This is a genomic window from Priestia sp. SIMBA_032, assembly GCF_046535215.1.
In the GTDB taxonomy this organism is placed as follows: domain Bacteria; phylum Bacillota; class Bacilli; order Bacillales; family Bacillaceae_H; genus Priestia; species Priestia aryabhattai.
The window spans coordinates 14,816-37,447 of record NZ_JAWRXD010000030.1 but is presented as its reverse complement, the minus strand read 5'-3'; the positions used below and the strand labels follow the sequence as shown (position 1 = coordinate 37,447).

Sequence of the window (22,632 nt, the reverse complement as noted above, 5' to 3'; positions counted from 1 at the left end):
TTGACCCCTGTAGAATACAGAATTCAATCCTCATTCGCTGCTTAGATAAAGGGTCTAACTTTTTGGGTTCAGTTCAATGGAGGTAGTTTCTTGGATTATTACTATAAGAACATTTTCTATATAGAAGAAGTATTATATATTTATCTATTAACCTTGATAATAAGACATTAATTTATGGACATTCGCTTCTATAGTGCCGAATTCTTTTTGTGGAAAATCATTTCTAGGAAGAGGGTTTAGCCATTGTATTTGCCCTTTAAAGTATATTGCTTGGTAGTCAGAATTTAATAACCTCATTGTAAGATGGTAACGTTGATGAAATTGTCCCTCAAATAATGATTTAATTTTAAACTGTTTAAACAATTAAATCCCTCCTAAAAAGTCTGCCTTCCAACTTCATTTCGTTATAGAAATTCATTAGTGGACGTATAACATTTCAAAACTTATTTAATTTTAAATTTAGAATAGTAATTAGCTGTACATTTTCTATTATAATTATTCAGTCTTAGAAGGGTTTGAGAGAAAGTTTAAAATCCTCTTAGAAAGTAAAGATAAAACAATTATTGGGATTCAAACCAATAATAAACATGAGATGAAAAAAGAATATTTTATTATTAGTCTTGAATATATACTCAAAAGGAAGTAGATTATGGGGAATTGTATCAAACCATTACGCTTAACATAATCACGCTTTCCGGAACACATGAAAAAGGAAACCCTTTGGCGTAGAAGGATTTTACCTTTTTAAGTCCAAGTAATATAGTAATAGTGACTTATAAAGCAATGGAAGGATGCAGAAATGGAGGGAAATAAGTTGCCTAACAGAGAGTATCCATACTATTTTATAAGGTTAGGTAAATTATATTACGTATATCATTCGTATAAGAATGTAAAAAAGAAAGAGGTATCCAGTTATGAATTTACTAATGATGAATCGTTAGCATTTCCCATTGATGAAGAGTCTGCTAAACAATTGGCAGATAAATGTGGAGGTCATATTGTAATGAAGAATGCTACGTTTAATGATTATATTAGCCAAGGAGAAAGATGGAGTCATTTTATAGATAGCAAAAAGAAGAACATATGGAGAATCTATATCATTAATTGAATGATAAAACCTTTTAACTACTATTTATTTTGAAGAACAAGTTCATATTTGTCGTCAGATAGAGTAAATAATAAAATTCATATTTTTTATAAGCTAATTTACTGTTTACTTAAGTAACGAGAATATAATATGGAACAATGTAACTCTTTACTTTAAAGCGTTACATTGTTAATGTATTATTAGACAATCTTTCTTTTAGTGTTATTCCTTAGCCCAAAGCATAAACCATATATAGTGGTCTGTGCTTTTTTGTTTTTATAAATAGTATAAAACCTACTTACCATGATGAGTGTTATCGATAATAACGTGCTAAAGAGCCCTTTTTACAAGGAAAGGGCTTTTTCTATCTTTTGGTCATTTAGGTTTCGTTGTATTTACTTTGAAGCTAATCATCAAAAGCTTCCTAAGGTTTTTCTTACATACTTTGTTGTTTCTGTCTTTCCTTTTGCTATGCCCTTTCTTACCTACTATTTAGTGTGAATTATCGGTAGTAAAAAGTACATTATAATCGGGTAGATACTTTATTATTTTCAGCTCCACTTTGGGCCATACTAAGCAGCCTAAATCCTCTGAGGCAAACTATTACTCCAGTTCCCCATAATATTAGAGCTGAGCCAAAACCTACAGATACCCACCATGCCATAATTTGATGATCGCTTATTGTTATTTTCACAGGAAAAGTTAACATGACAATAGTTGCAAGTAAGCAAAGAAGTGTCCCCGTAATATAATAAATTGGAACTTGAAACAGGGATGCTAGAGGGAAGAAATGAGCACCGACAATAAGGGCCATAACAGGAACAAACAAATTTAGGTGATTAGTAGATACGCAAATAAAAGCAGCAATAGCAATAAAAAGACCTTCTAAACTGAAAATAATACCGAACCATCTATTCTTTTTTCTCCAACGATCCCCATCCTTTTTAATTACTTCATTAGTTAATTGACGAGAATTCTTTATTAATGCAATTGCACTGATAAATAATATGACTCCAATCAATAAAGATAGGGTGATAAGTACAGGAAATTCCCACCCTTGCATTCCTCTAATTCCAATTCCTGCCCAAAGAGTGCCAAAAAAAGCCATGAAGATACCTCCAGAAGCTGTACCACGAACAGCAGCTCTGGGAATGGTAGTTTGGGACATACATTATAACCTCCTTTTTATTTCAATCTAAGTTGTCCTATGTTTATAATTTATAAACCAATTGTATAACTTATTCTATTGAAACTATCTATGATGAATAAAAATTTGTTTATTGAGCAAACTACTCAAGACGCTCTGTAACGTCAGCTAAACATTGATTATCATTCATGAAACAGAAAAAACAACTGATTGGACCCAGTTGTTTTTTCTGTTTTTAAGCTGTATATCGTATACGAATTTAGTTACCATAACCACTCTTTCCGGAGTATGCTGTTTTTTATACATCGTTGATGTGACGGCGATCTCTTCAGGTGTGTGTGAAGAAAAAATGTATAAAAAGTACACCTTTTATACATATGCTAGTCCTTATAAAATATTCTTTATAGAAGTACTAAGGCCCTGGAATTAATTCATTAATTTTTAGGAATGATTACACAAGAACTAATTCATATATATACCTCTTTCAATAGATCTAATTCTTGCAATAAAACTTGTGTCTTTATAGAGTAAGACAAGATTAGTTGTTCTATTTATTGTATACACCTAGGGTTTAATTTAACATTCTAAATGTAAGCGCTACATACTTAGTTGTTATAAATTTAAATACAAAATAGAAAGGAAGAAAGCATATGGCTCAATCAAACATAAAAGTATCGGTACAGAAGTTTGGCAACTTTTTAAGTTCAATGGTTATGCCAAACATAGGAGCATTTATTGCGTGGGGATTAATTACAGCCTTTTTCGTACCAACCGGCTTTTTTCCCAATGGAAACCTTGCCAAGTTAGTTGATCCAATGGTTACATACTTACTGCCATTATTAATTGGTTATACGGGTGGGAAAATAGTGCACGACCAAAGGGGTGGGGTAGTAGGTGCCATCGCCACAATGGGTGTTATTGTTGGCTCTGATATTCCAATGTTCCTTGGAGCAATGGTTATAGGACCACTCGGTGGTTATGTTATTAAGAAATTTGATCAGTTTATTGAAGGTAAAGTCAAAACAGGATTCGAGATGTTAATTAATAATTTCTCGGCAGGTATCCTTGGAGGAATCCTAGCGATTTTAGCCTTTTTGGGGGCGAGTCCAGCTATAGATGCTTTCACTGGATGGCTTATTGTCGGGGTAGATTGGCTATTAGCTAAACATTTACTTCCTCTTACTAGTATTCTTATTGAACCAGCTAAAATTCTATTCTTAAACAACGCCATTAATCATGGGATTATTTCACCAATTGGTGCAGAGCAGATTAGAACGAGTGGTAAATCAATCTTGTTGCTTCTTGAAGCAAACCCTGGTCCTGGTTTTGGTGTTCTACTTGCTTATAGTTTCTTTGGAAAAGGGACAGCGAAAAAATCTGCACCAGGAGCAGCACTTATTCAATTTGTTGGTGGAGTTCATGAAATCTATTTTCCATATATTTTAATGCGCCCATTATTAATTATAGGTGCAATCCTAGGTGGAATGAGTGGCGTATTCACATTTGTTTTATTAGATGGTGGATTACAAGCTGTTGTGTCACCAGGAAGTATTTTAGCTTTTTTAGCTGCTACTCCGCCAGGGGGATATTTTGCGAATATTGCGGGTGTTCTTGTAGCAGCAGGCGTATCTTTTATTGCTTCTTCCATTATCCTAAAAACAGGCACGCAGAGGGAAGATTTAGATGCAGCTGCTCGCAAAATGCAGGCAATGAAAGGCAGGAAAAGTCCAGTAACAGAGAATTTTACAAAACAACAAGGAGAACTACCAACAAACGTTCAGAAAATTATTTTTGCATGTGATGCAGGCATGGGATCGAGCGCAATGGGCGCCTCACTTCTCCGTAAGAAAATAAAGCAAACAGATTTAGATATTATGGTTACCAATACTGCCGTTAGTAATATTCCAAATGATGCTCAAATCGTTATTACTCAAGAAGAGCTGACGCCAAGAGCGCAACATAAGGTACCAAACGCTTATCATATTTCTGTTGGGAACTTCTTATCTAGTCCGGAATATGACAAATTAATTAATCAATTAAAAAATAGTGATATTGTTCATGGGACAGAAGAAAAAACAGCAGTGTCTTTAGAAGAAAACATAGATCATAATAATGACTTATTAATTGAGGCAAACATTTTCTTAAACCAACAATTTTCAACGAAAGAGGAAGCTATTCGATTTGCAGGCAACGTGTTAGTAAGAGGTGGATATGTAGAAGGGAATTATGTTGAAGCGATGATTGAACGTGAAAATATAACATCTACCTATATGGGGAATGATGTAGCCATTCCGCATGGTACAGAAGAAGCAAAAAAGAACGTTTTAAAATCAGGGTTTACTGTGATCCAAGTGCCAGAAGGTGTTGATTTTGACGGTCAGAAAGTTCGTTTGATTTTTGGAATCGCAGGAAAGGACGGTACGCATTTAGAGATTTTATCAGGTATTGCTATTACGTGTTCAGATATGGCTAATATTGAAAAGATGGTTCATACAAAATCAGCCAAAGAATTAATGGCTATTATTCAAAATAACTAAGGGGATAGAAAGGCATGTTCATGCCTTTCTATTCTTTTATCGATGATTCCTAGAGCTTTCGTTATGTGAATCTACTCCTTAATAAAAAAAGAAAAACTCATGGAAAATCTAAACCTTTAAGTAAATGATAAAATACTTTCCTTATGACCCCCTTAATATTTGAATAGTGTGTAGAAAAAATTTTCATATACCAAATTTGTATAAACAATCTTTAGGGAATTCAACCATGACGACCAACATGGGGGCCCATGTATAAGAGCCAAAAAGTTGTTATATTTTAGATTAAAATGAAGAGCCTTACTACTTGGAAATGTGTAGTAAGGTTTTTTAAATTTGTTTCATTTTTTCTCGAATTAAAGAACTTATCAGAGGATTACGCGTATATTGGTTCACCCTCGTTCTCCATCAAGCACTTTAAGTCTAAAACCAAACTGTTGAATAAGTAGTGGCGAAAGGATTAGGCAATCATTTGAGAGGAATGGGATAACAGTTGTCTTTTTATTTGATTGATAATAAGAATGTTAAATAAATAATACAAAAGTTTGAGGTGATGATCATAAAAAATTGTGAACTAGGAAAAGTGGTGTAGAAATTTCTTCAATTCTGCTGAGTTGTCTGAGTCTGAACGGAAGTTTGGATGCTGTTGAAGTGGAAGACTAAAAATGTGCTAAGTAACGGTGATGAATACGCATTAAGCAGAAAAACTTGTAGGAGGAAAACAGTATGAAGAAACTATTATTTCCGATCCTAGCATTGGTGGTGGCCCTCACTCTTATCGCTTGCAACAGGAACGATGATACAAATGACACAAATGAGACTTCCCAACAGGATCCCTCTGAGTACGACCGTAAACTTGTCAAATTCCCTGACAATTACGATAAGGGTGTGAACTACGCGACTGTGAATCGAGGAAATGTCAGAGAGGAGGCTTACACGAGTCGGGAAGCAATCGAAGCTGTGCAGAATGGCCAGCCCATCCCGAGTGGCACCGTAATCACTCTCGAGATCTATGAGGATGAAGAGCTTTCTGAAATCTTCGTGATGGAAAAGCGCGATGGCTGGGGCGACCAGAACCCCCCCGATACCCCGCGTAATGGGGATTGGCTATACCAGGAATTTAATGGCGACAGGTCAGTTGATTACGAGGAAGACGTCGGTCGCTGCTTTACCTGCCACGCGAATCAGGAACGGGATGACTTCGCGAATACGTTAGATGAGATGAAGAGTTATGAACTTACAGGATCGAAGGACAGCAGTACAGAATCCAGGTTCGCAGGTATCCCTATGGAGGGCTGGGAGGTAAATGCCATAGGTGATAATCATGAAATAATCGATGACGAGAAAAAAGGGGAAATAATTCAGAATACTCTTTTAACATTTTATTTTCATCGCGAGAAGAACTGAGGGATGTGTGTTTCCATTTGAAGTTCCCCAAAGGGAAACACGAACCAGTGACGGTGGTAGTTTGTTGAGGCTGCCACCCTTCAGCCTAGTAGAATTCAGATTATAGTTATACCCCACTGTTCCTATAGAAGAAACAGTGGGTGCTATGACTAATTTGGTAAAAAAAGAGGATTACTTTACTAAGGATTAAGTGAGTGGTTTCTTAAATCTTTGCGTATGGCATACGCTGTCTACTCAGGTAGTGCATTGTAAGGTGAGTACTTAAACTAGAAAGAGGAGAACTTTTTTGAATCGAAATATATTAATCAGGCTGGTCATTGACCTTGCTATGACAGTTCTCATGTTAGTGGTAATGGCTTACCATGTTACTGGTAATGCAATCCATGAACTGGTTGGGGCTGTCCTGTTTATGCTGTTTATTTTCCATAATATTTTAAATCGACGATGGTATAAGACAATTATTAGGGGAAAGTACAATGTACGACGTATTCTTAAAATTGTGGTCAATCTGCTTTTTCTTGTATCTATGGTTGTAGTGGTGATAAGCTCCGTGCCGATTTCCCGTGACGTCTTTCCCTATTTTCCTATAAATAATGACATGATTGTACGGCAGATACACGTTCTGACTGCATATTGGGGATTTATCTTTATGGCTGTACATATAGGATTGTCCTGGGGGACCATTATCAATGCAGTAAGAAAGATGACGGGCATTACAGGTATGAGCCGTATGCGTACAATTGTGTTACGTGTGTTGGCGGTGTTGATTGTTGTCTATGGAGTGCATACTTCTTTTGAGAGAGGCTTGGGTTCCAAGCTAATTATATATGATCCATTTGGTTCTTATATCTTAGATAACTCCGCCATGGGGTTTCTAATTGATTACCTATCGATCATGGGAATCTATATCTGTGGGACTCATTATGCTTTGAAATTTGTTCGTTCAGAAGTTGGAAAAGATTAAGGATTACAACAAGAAAATGGGGAATTCTCATATTGATTTAAAATCGGAAGGTATTAAATAAATTTATCTGTTAATTCAAAGCATAGCAGTTAAAGGTGCTATTCCTTATATTACAAATGTAATACGCCATCTCTGCCGTCGTTTTCATATGAAATAAAAAAGGGGTAGCAACTAATTCTAATGAAGCCTCTAAATTACATGATCTAATTGTTAACGAAAAATAATCTTTCGATCGTATTATCCCCTTATAAATAATATTGTCGGAGGAGTGATTGTGTTGGAAAGTAAAATAGGTAAGATAAAGTGTTTCGATTATGAGAAAGGCTTTGGACTTATTTCTCCAGATAATGGTGGAGAAGATTTGTTTGTCCATTTTAGTTCTATTCGTAATCTATCTAACTCTAGTTCATTAGAAATAGGGCAGAAAGTCTCTTACCTTGAATATAAGGGACAACAGGGGATTCAAGCAGAATATGTTGTAATCATTTGAGAAGACGTTTTATTCTCAAAACAACAAGAAAGGCCTTACTAGGAAAAATTATAGTAAGGCTATTTTATTACTTAATCTTTTTATATCTTGCCTGTTGAGTAGGGGATTCAAGCGTTTATTCTTTGATTATTTTTTTCTCTCAGACGTTTTATATCTTCTCTAGGTGGAAGTCCAAACATGCGTGAATATTCACGACTGAACTGCGATGGGCTTTCATATCCTACTCGAAAGGCGACATCAGCTGCGTCTGTTGACTCGGCTAATAACAAGCGCCGGGCTTCCTGTAGTCTTATTTGTTTTTGGAACTGAATCGGACTCATCGCTGTGACCTCTTTAAAGTGTCTATGGAGCGAAGAAACACTCATGCTTGCTATATCTGCAAAATCCTCAATTCGAAAAGACTGATCATAGTTATGCATGATATGTTCGATCACGTCTCTAATTCGATAGGTATAGCTACCTTCTACGGCCATCTGTTCTAGTGTTCCTCCGTATGGTCCTTGCAGAACCCTATAGAGAATTTCTTGCTTGAATAGAGGTGCAAGTACTGGAATGTCCTTAGGGTTATCTAGCAAGCGAACTAATCTAATTACCGCATCTAACATGGATGAGTCTATTGGGCTGACAAACATTGCTCTCTTCTTAGTTTTTTTCGAATCAGCTTGGATTTCAACATTACCTAAAATTTCCATAATTTGATTTGGTGTAAATTCAAGTTTGAAAGCTAAATACGGAACAGCAGGAGAAGCTTCTATGACTTGGGCGGTAACTGGTAAATCAACAGATGCAACAAGGTAATTAGCTGGACTGTATGTAAAGCGTTCTTGCGCCAGTAATACCTCCTTCATACCTTGGACGATAATGCATAAGGAAGGGTTGTAAACTCCATGACTTGGTCCGACAGCATTAGATAGACGAGTAAAAAATAAAGATGGAACAGCAGTTGTGTGGTTACCGTCCTGCCCTGAATAACGTTCAATAAGTTTAGCAAGTTCTTTCTGCCGTGTATAAATTTGTTCAGACATAAGATAAGATCCTCCTTCGTCCTTTCCTCGTGATAGCGCCATTATAATACATATTTCTTCATTGCGTAAGTGGCATTGAGAGGATTAGGCAATCATTTGAGAGGAATGAGATACCGGTTGCTTTCTCAGTTGGTGCATAATAGGGATGCGGTTAAATAATATAACCATTTAAAGCGATAATGATACAAAGAAGGGAATCCTTACTGGTAACTCAACAAGAACAAAAAAGTTTAAAATATAAAACTTAATATATCACCACATAGATAAAGGAGTAGATAGAACAGAGTGAATAATAGTTGGAAAATTTACATGTTAACCCTTATTAGCTTTGTAGTGGGTACTTCACAATTCGTCATCGTAGGTACGTTAGATAAAGTGGCTGCTTCCGTCGATGTATCGGTAGCGACCGCAGGTCAGCTTATTACTGTATTCGCTCTGGGTAATGCAATTGGTACGCCTCTTGTCATGGTAGTAACCTCGAAGATGGATCAGCGTAAGCAATTGTTACTGGCTCTCGCTATTATATTACTCGGCATCATTGGGGTAATTGCTCTTCCAGGCTTTGGATTGCTGATGGCCTCTCGCGTTTTACTAGGGATTGGAACAGGGGTCTTCGTTGTCACCGCCTATGGTATAGCTGCAAAACTGGCGGCTCCTGGACGTCAGGGTGGAGCGATGGCAAACGTCGCAATGGGGTATAGCTCTTCCCTTGTCTTCGGCGTTCCCCTTGGCCGTATGATTGCTTCGTCTTATGATTGGAAGGTCATCTTCTGGGGCATCGGATTTTTCAGCCTACTGGCTATCTTTGCCGTAGCACGGACGATTCCGGTCATGGAAAGCGAGGCAGCTGTTTCTCTGGGCAAGCGTCTTGCACTCTTGAAGAATCCAAAAGTCGCACTCACCCTTAGTGTAACCTTCTTTGTATTTATTAGTTATTCAATGCTCAATACGTATATCACGCCCTTTCTGACCGCCGTTATGCCGACTATGAAAGAAAAATTGAGTATGATTCTTTTAGCTATGGGTATCGCGAGCTTGATTGGCTCTAAGGTTGGTGGCTTATTGGCAGACCGGATCGGCATCGTCCGCACGCTAGTCGGATCCATGGCTGTCCACATCATCTCGCTAGTATTGCTTTCTACTGTCTCTGGCTTTGGATGGGTAATGATTACCCTCCCGTTGCTCATGATTTGGGAAATCGCTGCTTGGACGTTTGGGCCTACCCAAAACTTTAACCTAGTCTCGCTGACTCCAGAAGCCTCTAGTATCGTGCTTAGTCTGAACAGTTCCTTTGTACAACTTGGATTTGCCGCGGGTGCTGGAATTGGAGGTATTGTTGCAGGAAGGTCGTCAATACTAGAGATCAGTTGGGTTGGAGCGACATCAGTTGTGATTGCTCTATTAATTGGAGTGTTTTCATTTAGACGCAGCCGTGAGCTCTCAAGTGCACAGCAGTGAAGTTTGAGAAAATAGATTCATCAGATGATTTGCTTTTAGAGGGCAAATCATCTGAATCAATAAATTTACTTTTTATATAAGAAAGGATAGGTATAAATGATGTCTAACATAAAAGATAAAGTTGTGATTATTTCAGGTGCTTCTAGTGGGATTGGAGAGGCGACAGCTAAAGAACTTGCTTCTAAAGGTGCTAAGTTGGTCTTAGCAGCTCGTCGTGAAGATCGTTTACAACAGTTACAAAAAGAAATCGGAAAAAATGGTGGAAAAGCTATTTATAAAGTAACTGATGTAACGTCACATGAACAAATGGAAGAGCTTGCTGATTACGCTCTTCAAGAGTTTGGGAAAATTGATGTATTAGTGAATAATGCTGGCGTCATGCCACATTCATTTCTTTATAAGAAGAGAATCGAAGACTGGAATAAGATGATTGACGTGAATATTAAAGGCGTACTTTATGGGATTGCGGCTGTGCTTCCATCCATGAGAGAACAAAAATCCGGACATGTCATTAATTTGTCTTCAGTAGCTGGACATGTTGTTGGTCCTGGAAGTACGGTCTATGCAGGAACAAAGTTTGCTGTACGCGCTATTTCTGAAGGACTACGTAAAGAAGAGGCTGGAAACAATATTCGTTCAACTATTATCTCACCAGGCGCGGTTCAGTCTGAATTAATTAATTTGATTACCGATATGGATTTAAAACCTGGAATTGATAAACTTTATGAAGATGTTGCCATTGACGCTGAAAGCATTGCCCGTGCTATTGCTTTCGCCATTGAACAACCATCAGATGTAGCAATTAATGAAATGCTTATTCGTCCTACACATCAAGAGAGATAATTTAATACTAATAAACTTCGGTTATTGTAAATAATTTGACCCTATTTAATTAATTATCCTTTTATAAAAGGGGCTATAGGGGGTAGAAGAAGAATGATTGAAAAACAATATAAAATCATTGCAGATACAGGATTCGCCCGTACAGCAACCTTCTTAGTAAGTGTTGTTTGTAAGTTTACCTCTACCATAATTCTTGAATATAGGGGAAGATCTGTTAATCTAAAAAATTCAACCAAGTCGCTTATGGACACTATGTCATTAGCAATTATGCCTGGATCTTATATCACTATAAGGGCAGAAGGGATTGACGAGCATCAGGCTCTACAGTCAATAGAAGGTTATTTGAATAAAAAGAAATTAGTACAAGAGGATTCCACTGCTAAACAATAGTATTGAGACGCCTATACTCGGACTTGGTGGTTTTCAAGGAACAACATTTATTATACGAGGAGTGGTATGATGAAAATTTTAATTTTAGGTGCAGCAGGCCAAATAGCCCGTATGCTAACAAATGAATTGCTCAATAAAACTGACCATTCCATCGTTCTTTATGCAAGAAACGGTCATAAACGTTTAACTATTAGTGATGATAGCCGAGAATTTATTGTGGATGGCGATTTTAAAGATAGAGACGAACTGGTCAATGCTATGAAAGACGTAGACCTTGTATACATCAATGACATGGGTGATAAAGAATCAACAAAAACAATAATTGATGCAATGCATGATGCAGGAGTGAGAAGGGTAATTGCGGCATCAGTTCTTGGAATTTATGATGAGGTGCCGGGAGCTTTTGGTGAATGGAATAAACGTATGATTGGTGGAAGCCCCAGAATGCGTTCCCAGATTGAATCTGCACGGATGCTTGAGAATTCTAGTCTGAATTATACACTCCTAAGATTAACTTGGCTTTATAATCAAGCTGATAATACTAAATATTTGATTACGCAAAAAGGAGAACCTTTTAAAGGTGCACAAGTTACTCGCCAAGCAGTAACTCAATTAATAATAGATATTATCCAAGAAAAAAGTGATAAATATCTTCAAGCTAGTCTTGGAGTGGGCGAACCAGATACAGATTGGGCGAAGCCATCATTTTATTAAGATATAAAGATGGAATAGCAGTTGTGTAGGTATCATCCTGCCGTTTATAAATTGTTCAGACATAAAATAAGATCCTCCTTCTTCTTTTCTTCGTGATAGCGCCCTTATAATGCATATCTCTTCATCTCTTAAGTTGCATTGAGAGAATTAGGCAATCATTTGAGAGGAATGGGATACCGGTTTCTTTCTCAGTTGGTGCATAATAGGGATGTGATTAAATAATAGAACCATTTAAGGCAATAATAATGCAAAAAAGGGGAGATCAATCATGCAAAAACGCTCATTAGGAAAAAGTGGATTAGAAGTTTCTTCTATAGGTCTTGGTTGTATGGGAATGAGTCATGGTTATGGTCCAGCACCAGACAAAAAAGAAATGATTTCTCTAATCCATGCAGCGATTGACCGAGGTGTGAATTTTTTTGATACCGCGGAAGTTTATGGTCCCTATGTGAATGAAGAGCTGGTAGGTGAAGCTCTTGCTCCGTTCAAAGGAGATGTCGTTATTGCTACTAAATTTGGTATTAAAATCGTGGATGGTAAACAGGTGGTTGAAAGCAAGCCGGAGCAGATTAGGCAATCAGTCGAAGGCTCACTCAAACGTCTTAACGTTGAAGCCATTGACCTATACTATCAGCATCGAGTTGATCCTGATGTACCAATTGAAGAGGTAGCTGGAACAGTAAAAGATCTGATACAAGAAGGTAAAGTGAAACATTGGGGGCTTTCCGAGGCAGGTGTGAAGACGATTCGTCGTGCACACTTAGTACATCCACTTACGGCTATCCAGAGTGAATACTCAATGATGTGGAGAAGCCCTGAGGAAGAATTACTGCCTACGCTCCAGGAGCTCGGAATTGGCTTCGTTCCGTTCAGTCCCCTAGGAAAAGGCTTCCTTACCGGAAAGATTGATAAAAATGCAACCTTCGGAAACTCTGACTTCCGTAGCATTGTTCCTCGCTTTACACCTGAGAATCTCGAAGCGAATCAAGTTTTAATTGATCTGATAAATAAGATTGCTGCAGGGAAAAACGCAACACCAGCTCAGATATCACTTGCATGGGTACTTGCTCAGAAATCATGGATTGTTCCAATTCCAGGCACACGCAAATTAGATCGTCTTGAAGAAAACCTTGGTGCAGTTGATGTTGAGTTGACGACACAAGAACTAAGTGATTTGAAAGAAGCACTCTCTAAAATTGAGATTTCGGGAGATCGCTATCCATCAGAATATGCAAATAGAGTTGGTAAATAATAGCCGAGAATTCAATAGTAAATTCCAATAATAGATAATGTAAATGAGCGAAAATAAGTGACTTAACAATTAATATAAAAAACAGGAGGAGTTTATATGCAAAAAGTAATTTTAAACAACGGTGTTGAAATGCCTATACTTGGCTTTGGTGTTTTTCAAATGACAGATCCAAAGGAATGTGAACAAGCCGTTTATGACGCCCTTATGGCAGGATATCGTTTAATTGATACGGCTGCGTCTTATCAAAATGAGAAGGAAGTTGGCCAAGCAATCAAACGAAGTGGTGTCCCAAGAGAAGAACTATTTATTACGACAAAACTTTGGATTCAAGATACTGGTTATGAGAATACAAAGAAAGCATTCGCAAAGTCATTGGAAAGATTACAACTTGACTATATCGATTTGTATTTAATCCATCAGCCATTTGGTGATGTATATGGCTCTTGGCGTGCGATGGAGGAATTATATCACGAGGGTAAGATTAAGGCGATTGGAGTTAGTAACTTCTACGCAGACCGCCTAGTCGATTTAATTACTCATAATGAAGTGGTTCCTGCTGTCAACCAGGTAGAAACACATCCTTTCAACCAGCAGATAGAAAGTGCTCAACTTATGAAAGAAAACAATGTTCAGATTGAGTCTTGGGCACCTTTTGCTGAAGGGAAAAATGACATTTTTCAAAATGAAGTGTTAGTATCCATTGCTGAAAAGCATAATAAATCTGTTGCTCAAGTAATTTTACGTTGGCTGACACAAAGAGGAGTCGTGGTGATTCCCAAGTCTGTTCGCAAAGAAAGAATCATTGAAAACTTTAATATCTTTGACTTTGAATTAAGCCAAGAGGACATGGAAAAGATTGCGACGTTAGATACGGAAGAGAGCTTGTTCTTCTCACATAGAGATCCTGAAATGGTAAAATGGCTCGGTACCCGTAAACTTGATATTTAATAAAATATCTTAATAAAAAAGAGGACATCAGATTACTTCTGTTGTTCTCTTTTATTATTTCTTCAATTAAACATTTATAAGAATATTAGTTGTAATAATTACATGAGGAAGCTAGTTAACATAATCACTGTTCCAGGAACCTAATACCTAAAAAAGCTTTTCTACTTCATTGTGTTGCTTCTCATTTGTTCTAAAATGTTCAATATTTTTGTCTACTATTTAAAGAAAATCACTCTACTGAGTGATTTTCTTTGTTTAAGGCTAAACTTATACTAAGAATGAATAGTAAAAAATTAAGAATATATAGGTGGAAAATGTATGTTAAAAAAGATAGCTCTACTCTTATCCATATCTTTTTTTGCTTTAGGTGCTCCTCTTAATGTATCAGCACACGCAGTCCTTTTGGATGCATCACCGAAAGAAGGAAGTCAACTAAAGCAAATGCCTGATAGGGTGTCATTGACGTTTAATGAACGACTAGGAGAAGGTGTTTTTAGTCTTCAAGTACGCAATGATGAAGGGAAGCTTATTACTACTAAGAAAGCAACAATGAATCCAACTCACCAAACCATTTCCCTAGATGTACCGTCTTCCAAAAAAGGTATTTACACCGTTAGCTATTCAGTCATTTCTGCAGATAGCCATCTTGTACAAGGAACGTACGTCTTTTCTGTAGGAGAAAAAATAGATCAAGCTATTACAAATGACACTAGTAATCAAGGCGGAAATGGTAAGCAGAGCTCTTTTTATAATATAGGTTTTTCTTTAGTAGAGACATTCTATTATCTGGCTTTATTATGGCTAGTTGGCTTTGTCCTATGGAAATGGTATGTTCCTTATCAATCAGGTCAACAAAAACAAAAGTATAAAGCGAATGTAAGGTACCTCCAAATTGCTTATATCATTTTCTTGCTGATGAGTATAGGAGTCCAAATTACCGCGATATTAAAGGATTCTAACCTTTCGCAAATAAAAATATTTATCATTCATTCTGCTACTGGTTGGTCGTGGATGACTTGTATTCTTCTTGCGTGTGTAGGGTTTCTCTTCCTACTAAAGAATAAGTGGTTTGATTTTATATGGGTAGGTTTGCTATTAGTAGCTACTACGTTAAATGGTCACGCTGTAGCATCAAGTATGCCAATTTATACAATAATTTTAGACTTCGTCCATTTGGTTACCGCCTCTTTATGGGCAGCTGGTTTAATTTATCTTTTCATAATTTGGCGTAAGGAGAGGGAACAAGCTCTAGCTTTTCTTCCGATTTTTTCGCGTATCGCCTTTGTGAGTCTTATGCTATTAATCCTTTCCGGTGTTCTTTACACATTGAAGCTTCTTCCAGATATAACAGCACTCTTTAAAACCACATGGGGACTGTTATTGTTAGCTAAAATATTTATGGTCATGTTAGTAGCTGGTGTAGGGATACTCATTAGAGAACATCTCAGAAAGAGTGATTCACCAGGCCTTGCAAAGTTTTTAATTTCTGATATAAGTTTCATGCTGATTATTGTATTAATTGTAGGAACGATTACACACTTAAACCCCGTTCCACATAATGAACCCTTGGTATGGAAAGAAAACAAGCAAGACATAGAGTTTCTCATAAAAACGTCAACCTTATCTCCTGGCAAGGGTTCTCTCTGGGTAAAAGCATCTTTACCAAAGGATGGATCTTCTATTCAATCTGTAGACGTCGCACTTTCTCCAAAAAATAAAGGAGAGCTTGCACCAATTGATGTGCCCTTAAAAGTAAATAAAGACGAAAATCAAGAGAAACAACAATCACAGTATAAGATGTATGAAACAAACAACCTTGTCATTCCTTATGCGGGAAGATGGCAAATTGCCGTACGGCTTGTGACCTCAAACCTAGATGAGGTTGTGATCTATAAAGACATCGTTGTTTATGATGTTAAATAATGATTTTAGAAAGAAGGAAAAGAAATGAAAAAACAAGTAACAGCTCTCTTATCTACATTAGTTCTGTCAACAATCGCATTTGCGGGAACTGCGAGTGCTCATGTTGTCGTATATCCTCAAGAAGCGACACAAGGCTCTTATGAAAAGTTTACTGTACGCGTTCCAACTGAAAAAAATATTCCAACTACAAAAGTGAAAATTGACATTCCAAAAGACGTAGAAATATCTCGATTCGAGCCTAAAGAAGGATGGAAATATGAACTTCAAAAAGATTCTTCAGGTTTGATTACAAGTGTGACATGGACAGCTACTAATTCAGGTTTGTCACCTACAGAGTTTGGAGAATTTAATATGCAAGGAAAAGTAGGCGATAATGCCAAGAAGATTGTTTGGAAGGCTTATCAAACGTATAAAGATGGATCAACAGTAGCATGGGAAGGACCAGCTGATGCAGATACACCCGCATCTATTACAACAGTAGTAAAAGGAAACGGAGCAGAGGGAGATTCTCATACATCAGCTACTAATGAAACCACTGCTAGTAATAAAGAAACTACCAATGACTCAAATGCTGCACTCCCTACTACTCTTTCCATTATTGCATTATTATTAGGTATTGTTTCATTAATTTTAAGTTTACGAAGAAAGAAGCAGAGCTAATTATTAAAAAAAGATATAAAAATAAGCCAACTCGTTTGAAAATCAGGGGTAACTTTTGCTTTTTATTAAAGGGTTGATTGCACAGCAATCTAAAGACGCAGGTTAACAAATGTTAACCTGCGTTTTCTACTCTTATTTATTGATTATTACGATATACATAAGGGTCATCTGGTTTTTCTTCACGTTTTACTTTTGTTACTTTTACAATTGGAATGGTCTTTTTAAATGGTTGATAATACATCGTACTTACTTTACCCGTAATCGTTACCCAATCATCATTTTTAAATGATACATCATCTGGAAATTGAACTAACATACCAAACACACCTGAATCTGCTATACAATGAATAATACCAAAACGAAATAAAAAGTACTGATTGTCTTTTAATTCTTTCGTATGGTACATAAATCCTTTAAAACTAATTTGTTTCCCCGTAAACTCACCAGGATATCGATAAATAGTTTCCATCGCATTCAGAAACTCTTCATCTTCTAAATTAAGGGTATCTCCTTTTGAATACTTTTTTAAATCTTTATGAATCATTTTATCGTATGCATCTTCCCCATAAAATGAACTCGTATCCGGTTGAAGAAACTGATGCGATGAGTAAGGGTCTTTTTTATCATAAATAGGAAAATGAAATCCTTTTGCCTCAACAATGTTTGAATCAAGAGTGGCAACAGGCAAAAAGAAGACGGTGAATACAGGTAAGAAATAAAGAGGGTACCATGCCCGTCTTTTCCACTTGTTTGATGATTCATGACTATGACCGCAGCTACAGTCACCATTATGGTCATGATCCTTTTCATCCGTTCCTGTCATATAAAACACTAACTCTGCAATGGTTAGAAACCATAGTAAGAAAATGGTGCTGAATGAGATCCATGAATATTTCATATTAATATATTTTGAAATATCTCCAGTAGCATGAAGATGCATAAAAATCATAGTAAAGCCTAATAAAATTAAAACCCTAAACATAAATGTCCCTCCTTTTTAATGAACAATTAGTAGAGATAGGACTAGTACAAGAATAAACACGTATGCGAATAGTGAGAATACAAATTTTGTCTTGAATTGACTCAACATCATTAATGTATTTTTTATATCAAACATAGGACCAAATACTAGAAAGGCTATAATTGCGCTATCGTTAAATGTACTCCGAAATGATGAAGCAATAAAGGCATCAGCTGAAGAACATAAGGATAAAATATAAGATAAACCCATCATTACTACGTTTGAAGATACTGTACCGTGCCCAAGAGCCATGAGAGTAGAGGTCTTCACATAAGTTTGCATGGCAGCAGCGATTAGTCCACCGATAATGACAAATTTCCCAACAGAAAAGAATTCATCGATAGTATGTTTAAGAGCTTCTCCTATTTTTTCACTCATTTTCTTGGGAGCAGTGTGTAAATGTAATTCATTTTTAACTTGTGGTGTTTTAAATTGGAAGGCTAAAATTAAACCTACTATTAAAGAAACAAGAAAGGCAACAACACCACGTTCAATCATAATTTTCCAATCGTTACCGAAAGCAACAAATGTTGCGAACAGGACAACAGGATTAATAATAGGACCTGTTAACATGAAGGGAATAGCAGCATATAAGGGAACGCCTTTTGCCATTAAACGCCTCGTAATAGGGACAATTCCACATTCACAAGCTGGAAATAAAGCTCCAATTACACTTGCTAGAACAATTGCTCCAAATTTATTTTTAGGGATAGCTTTTGCCATCATTTCGTCTGTTACAAAAATTTGAATGATACCGGAAATAATTACACCTAATAATATAAAGGGTAGAGCTTCAATTAGGATACTAATAAAAATGGTGTTCATTTGTAAAAGAGATGAACTCATTATACTCACTCCAACTAAGAAATAATCATGTTGCTTTATATTCGAATTTTCTGTTTGTTTCTAAACATAGAAAAAGCCCCTTTAAATAGAGAGTAATATCACTTACAAACAGTGAAATTACACTATTTACCTAAAGGGGACTATCTCACAAAAAATGCATATATACAATAGCCGTAATAAAAAAATTATCTTTATAGCATAAACAAATAGTAGTCTCTAGGAAAGTGAGCTTAATCAAAACCATAAAGACCATATTATTTTAAAAAATGCAAACTCAAACAAATCTTTGGATATAATATTCTTTCTCTACAAATATCCTTTAATATTTACGCGAGCATTTCTTTTTACAATTGTACTATACCATAGAAAAATGAAAGGATGGTGAAAATACATTTAACAATTTTTTACTGCTAATTCTAGTCATAAATTTTGCAGTAGTTTAACAGAATAATTTGAGCATATAACTATTTTAATGGTGTATAGCTTATCCTTAACAGTAAATCTACCATAGAATGCTTTCTATTCACCAGGACCTATCAGCTGTTCATCTTGATAAAGTTCATATACGTATGGGTTATCAGGTTGGTGTATGGACTCAATCTGTTGAATTTGAATATATGGAACACCCTCTTGATTGTACGTAGCTTTTTTAACTATTCCTTTTATATGAACCCAATTGTCTGTTTTAAATGTAGAGGCATTCTCTATAGTTGATAGCATTCCATAAACAGATGCATCTGCCACACAACATGATATGCCAAAACGAGCTACCACAAATTGATTATCTTTAAATCCATTTTCACGGTATACAAATCCATCGACCTCAATTTCTTTTCCTATAAACTGATCTACATTATTTTCGATGATACTCATCACAGGAATATAATCTGTATTATTTACATTAATGCTCTTTTGTTTTAGTAGCTTTTTTTCAAGTAATTTATAAAATCCTTTAGGTGGGATTTTAGGCGGAGAAATATTACTTTGATGCTCTAAGGGAACATTTTTTGGTACTTCTTCTGAATCACCAGCTAATACCTTATTCGTGTATTCTTCTACTTTGGAATTAATAGATTTAACTTTATTGCTTCCTTGTTGAGCTGGTTGCTCGCCAATGATATTAGCTGAAAACTTTACTCCTCTTTTTACTGCAACTGAGCTGTCAAGTGTATGATTTGAAAATAGAAATCCTGTCATAATAGGTAATAAAAACAAAGAGTAAATGAGAGTAGTTTGAACTTTTCCTTTTTCAACGTGATTGTGACCGCATTCGCAAGATACGTCAGTACTTATACTACTTCGCCAGATTTGCACTACACCTAATATAAAAAAAGCACATGAAGAAAATAATATGAAAGGCATCATTTTAGGAGCAATAAATTGGGCAATTTCGCCTGTTAATATGAGTTTAAACATAAGGAGTGAAAAACCAATTAGCAATATCCCCCTTATATAAATAATAAATTGCTGGTCAATTTTTCTCATTCATACCACTTCTCCTATCTACTAACCATTCCATAAGCCATGACAATAGCATACACAATCACAGTAATGATAAGAATAAGACTAAATACAAAACGCTTTTTAAAAAAGGACAATAGCATAATAGTGTTTTTAAAATCCATCATTGGTCCATATAGTAGAAAGGCAAGAAGAGCTGTAGGTGAAAATGTATGAGAAAAAGATGAAGCAACAAAAGCATCTGCTTCTGAGCAAAGTGACAGTACATAAGCGAATCCCATCATAACGGCAGAAGACATATAGTCATTACTTGCAAGGTTCGTCAATAGTTGTCTATCTAAAAAGGTTTGAAATAGACTTGCTACAAGCGCCCCGAATAATAAATATTTGCCCATATCGAAAAATTCATCACTAGCATGATACAAGGTTTGTTTTAACTTATTACCTACTTTTGCGTCCTCATGTTCGTGAACGTATACATCTCGTAACTGATTGGAATTTCGAAAAAAGAAGTAAACGGATAGACCAATTAATATACAAGCAACAGCAGCTAAACCTATACGACTGTATACGATAGACATATTTGATTGGAATGCATAAAAAGTAGCAGCAAATACAACTGGATTTAAAATGGGGGCACCGACTAGAATCACAACGCCAATATGAAGTGGCATTCCTTTTTTTAACAATCTTCTTATAACCGGAATAATGGCACATTCACAAACGGGTAAAAGGGCACTTACAAGAACAGCTGGTATAAGCGCGATATATGGATTTTTTGGAATCAAACGTTGAATGAGTTCTTCTGATACAAATACTTGAATAAGAGCAGATGCAAATACACCAAGCAAAATAAATGGGATAGCTTCAAGTATAATACTTAAAAAAATGGAATTTACATTCAATAAGGATGCTGGAATAGTTAAATCTTTCGTATCTATATTAACAAACAAAAAACAATAGCCAAAAAGTAGTAGCAACAGAACACCAATTAGATCTTTACTTAACTTTGATAGGTTTGTCATAATCTATTATTCCACCTCCACTTACAAGAACTATATGCTAGAGTTCGAATGAATTATGCAATTGAATAAAAAAATTATAACTACAAATAACGTTTAAATCTTAAATATATTAATAGTGTTAAATCACTGAAACAACGTATAAGTAACAACAAAGCCATAAGTTCCAAGGGTTCGAACTATAAATTTATCCTTATGCATCCTTTATGTTAGAAGGTTAATGAAATACTTTTATTAATAGAAATTTTTGCAAACCAATATGTACCTGTATTATTTTTAGAAAAAAAGCTTGCAAATAGTAATAATTACGATTTATTATTGAGTAGTTTACTAGGTGAACTTATTTTTAGTAAATGTAAGATTGCTCTAATAAAATGACGACATCTAGTTTAGGTACATATTTATAATTTTTTTAGAAAGAAGGAATCTACATGAAAAAGAAATATGTAACGACAGCTGTGGTAGCAGTAGCATGCTTTTCACTTATGGTTGGATGTTCAACTAAAGGTGGGAGTTCAAACGAAACAAATAAATCATCGACAGATGAAAAAATTCATGTGACAACTACGTTCTATCCTATGTACGAATTTACAAAACAGGTAGCTGGAAATAAGGCAGATGTGGAGTTGCTCATTCCATCGACGGTAGAACCACATGATTGGGAGCCTTCTCCTAAAGATATGAAAAATATTCAGCAATCGGATGTAGTGGTTTACAACAGCCCTTATATGGAGACATGGGAACCATCGATTGAAAAAAGTATAAATAGTGAGGGACCAAAGCTTGTAAAAGCAAGTACAGGGATTGAATTAATGAATGGAATGGAAGATGAAGAAGAAAAAGGTAAGCAAGCTCATGCATACGATCCACATGTATGGTTAAGTCCAGTTCTTGCACAAAAAGAAGTGAAAAATATTGCAGAAGCACTTGAAAAAGCAGATCCAGATAACAAAGATTATTATGAAAAAAATAGTGAAAAATACATTGATCAATTAAAAGATCTAGATCAAAAATATCAATCCACATTAAAAGATGTACCGAATAAAGAATTGATTACACAACATGCAGCTTTTGGTTATCTTGCAAAACAATATGGTTTAACGCAAGTTCCAATTGCAGGACTCTCTCCTGAACAAGAGCCAAGTGCAGCGAAATTAGCAGAATTGAAGAAATTTGCTCAAACTCATCATGTTAAAACGATTTATTTTGAAGAATTAACATCTCCAAAAGTAGCAAGAACCTTGGCTGATGAAGTAGGAGCAAAAACAGAGGTGTTAAACACGTTAGAGGGTTTAAGCAAGGAACAACAAAAACAGGGTTTAGACTACATCGAAGTCATGGAAAACAATTTAAAACAATTGCAAAAGTCATTATCTGAGTAAACTATCATAAAAAACATGCGTCTTTATCTTAAAGACGCATGTTTTAATTAGAAGGTGG

The 22,632-nt window shown here is 35.9% G+C and carries 21 protein-coding genes; 14 read left to right on the top strand and 7 right to left on the bottom strand.

Annotated elements, in window-relative coordinates; all coding sequences use genetic code 11:
- Nucleotides 1-147 precede the first annotated feature (147 nt).
- Nucleotides 148-363, bottom strand: a complete 216-nt coding sequence (locus tag SB717_RS30840; RefSeq protein WP_410906448.1) for a DUF5342 family protein — start codon at nt 361-363, stop codon at nt 148-150.
- Between the two features lie 451 nt (nt 364-814).
- Here SB717_RS30840 and SB717_RS30835 point away from each other — a divergent pair, with 451 nt between their 5' ends.
- Nucleotides 815-1,108, top strand: coding sequence for a hypothetical protein (locus SB717_RS30835; protein ID WP_410906446.1), 294 nt, complete (start codon nt 815-817; stop codon nt 1,106-1,108).
- 502 nt (nt 1,109-1,610) lie between these two features.
- Here SB717_RS30835 and SB717_RS30830 read toward each other — a convergent pair.
- Nucleotides 1,611-2,255, bottom strand: a complete 645-nt coding sequence (locus SB717_RS30830) for a DUF7010 family protein (RefSeq protein ID WP_410906444.1) — start codon at nt 2,253-2,255, stop codon at nt 1,611-1,613.
- Between the two features lie 629 nt (nt 2,256-2,884).
- On the opposite strand from SB717_RS30830, the gene SB717_RS30825 reads away from it, so the two are divergent.
- The 4 genes from SB717_RS30825 (at nt 2,885) to SB717_RS30810 (ending at nt 7,629) form a co-directional block, all read left to right on the top strand.
- The gene (locus SB717_RS30825; RefSeq protein ID WP_410906442.1) at nt 2,885-4,771 is read left to right on the top strand and encodes a PTS mannitol transporter subunit IICBA; all 1,887 of its coding nucleotides are present in this window, start codon (nt 2,885-2,887) and stop codon (nt 4,769-4,771) included.
- A gap of 723 nt (nt 4,772-5,494) precedes the next feature.
- Nucleotides 5,495-6,175 carry a cytochrome P460 family protein gene (locus SB717_RS30820; RefSeq protein ID WP_410906440.1) on the top strand — a complete coding sequence of 227 codons (681 nt, stop codon included), beginning with the start codon at nt 5,495-5,497 and terminating at the stop codon, nt 6,173-6,175.
- Between the two features lie 286 nt (nt 6,176-6,461).
- Nucleotides 6,462-7,139: a DUF4405 domain-containing protein gene (locus SB717_RS30815; protein ID WP_410906438.1), complete on the top strand. Its 678-nt coding sequence runs from the start codon at nt 6,462-6,464 to the stop codon at nt 7,137-7,139.
- Between the two features lie 274 nt (nt 7,140-7,413).
- Complete coding sequence (locus SB717_RS30810; protein WP_410906436.1) at nt 7,414-7,629, top strand: cold-shock protein; 216 nt, start codon at nt 7,414-7,416, stop codon at nt 7,627-7,629.
- Nucleotides 7,630-7,736: 107 nt separating this feature from the next.
- On the opposite strand, the gene SB717_RS30805 is transcribed toward SB717_RS30810, so the two are convergent.
- Nucleotides 7,737-8,654, bottom strand: a complete 918-nt coding sequence (locus SB717_RS30805; RefSeq protein WP_410906452.1) for an AraC family transcriptional regulator — start codon at nt 8,652-8,654, stop codon at nt 7,737-7,739.
- A 285-nt stretch (nt 8,655-8,939) separates the two neighbouring features.
- Here SB717_RS30805 and SB717_RS30800 point away from each other — a divergent pair, with 285 nt between their 5' ends.
- From SB717_RS30800 to SB717_RS30765, 8 genes are all read left to right on the top strand, one after another.
- Entirely contained in the window at nt 8,940-10,112 is a 1,173-nt protein-coding gene (locus SB717_RS30800) for an MFS transporter (protein ID WP_410906434.1), read from the top strand.
- A 99-nt stretch (nt 10,113-10,211) separates the two neighbouring features.
- The gene (locus tag SB717_RS30795; protein ID WP_410906450.1) at nt 10,212-10,955 is read left to right on the top strand and encodes an SDR family oxidoreductase; all 744 of its coding nucleotides are present in this window, start codon (nt 10,212-10,214) and stop codon (nt 10,953-10,955) included.
- 93 nt (nt 10,956-11,048) lie between these two features.
- Nucleotides 11,049-11,345 (top strand): HPr family phosphocarrier protein, encoded by a 297-nt coding sequence (locus SB717_RS30790; RefSeq protein ID WP_410906432.1) that lies wholly within the window; start codon nt 11,049-11,051, stop codon nt 11,343-11,345.
- Nucleotides 11,346-11,411: 66 nt separating this feature from the next.
- A complete protein-coding gene (locus SB717_RS30785) occupies nt 11,412-12,059 on the top strand; it encodes an NAD(P)H-binding protein (protein ID WP_410906430.1) in 648 nt (215 codons plus the stop codon).
- A gap of 268 nt (nt 12,060-12,327) precedes the next feature.
- Nucleotides 12,328-13,311, top strand: coding sequence for an aldo/keto reductase (locus SB717_RS30780; RefSeq protein ID WP_410906428.1), 984 nt, complete (start codon nt 12,328-12,330; stop codon nt 13,309-13,311).
- Nucleotides 13,312-13,407: 96 nt separating this feature from the next.
- Nucleotides 13,408-14,259 carry an aldo/keto reductase gene (locus tag SB717_RS30775; protein WP_410906426.1) on the top strand — a complete coding sequence of 284 codons (852 nt, stop codon included), beginning with the start codon at nt 13,408-13,410 and terminating at the stop codon, nt 14,257-14,259.
- A gap of 318 nt (nt 14,260-14,577) precedes the next feature.
- Nucleotides 14,578-16,182: a copper resistance CopC/CopD family protein gene (locus tag SB717_RS30770; protein WP_410906424.1), complete on the top strand. Its 1,605-nt coding sequence runs from the start codon at nt 14,578-14,580 to the stop codon at nt 16,180-16,182.
- Between the two features lie 24 nt (nt 16,183-16,206).
- On the top strand, nt 16,207-16,842 hold the full coding sequence (locus SB717_RS30765; RefSeq protein ID WP_410906422.1) for a YcnI family copper-binding membrane protein: 636 nt from the start codon (nt 16,207-16,209) through the stop codon (nt 16,840-16,842).
- A gap of 136 nt (nt 16,843-16,978) precedes the next feature.
- On the opposite strand, the gene SB717_RS30760 is transcribed toward SB717_RS30765, so the two are convergent.
- The 4 genes from SB717_RS30760 to SB717_RS30745 form a co-directional block, all read right to left on the bottom strand.
- Nucleotides 16,979-17,824, bottom strand: coding sequence for a TIGR03943 family putative permease subunit (locus SB717_RS30760; RefSeq protein WP_410906420.1), 846 nt, complete (start codon nt 17,822-17,824; stop codon nt 16,979-16,981).
- 15 nt (nt 17,825-17,839) lie between these two features.
- Nucleotides 17,840-18,709 carry a permease gene (locus SB717_RS30755; protein WP_410906418.1) on the bottom strand — a complete coding sequence of 290 codons (870 nt, stop codon included), beginning with the start codon at nt 18,707-18,709 and terminating at the stop codon, nt 17,840-17,842.
- Between the two features lie 519 nt (nt 18,710-19,228).
- Nucleotides 19,229-20,194 carry a TIGR03943 family putative permease subunit gene (locus SB717_RS30750; protein WP_410906416.1) on the bottom strand — a complete coding sequence of 322 codons (966 nt, stop codon included), beginning with the start codon at nt 20,192-20,194 and terminating at the stop codon, nt 19,229-19,231.
- Between the two features lie 14 nt (nt 20,195-20,208).
- Nucleotides 20,209-21,195, bottom strand: a complete 987-nt coding sequence (locus tag SB717_RS30745; protein WP_410906414.1) for a permease — start codon at nt 21,193-21,195, stop codon at nt 20,209-20,211.
- A gap of 428 nt (nt 21,196-21,623) precedes the next feature.
- Between SB717_RS30745 and SB717_RS30740 the strand changes: the two genes are divergently transcribed.
- Nucleotides 21,624-22,574 carry a metal ABC transporter substrate-binding protein gene (locus SB717_RS30740; protein WP_410906412.1) on the top strand — a complete coding sequence of 317 codons (951 nt, stop codon included), beginning with the start codon at nt 21,624-21,626 and terminating at the stop codon, nt 22,572-22,574.
- Nucleotides 22,575-22,632 lie beyond the last annotated feature (58 nt).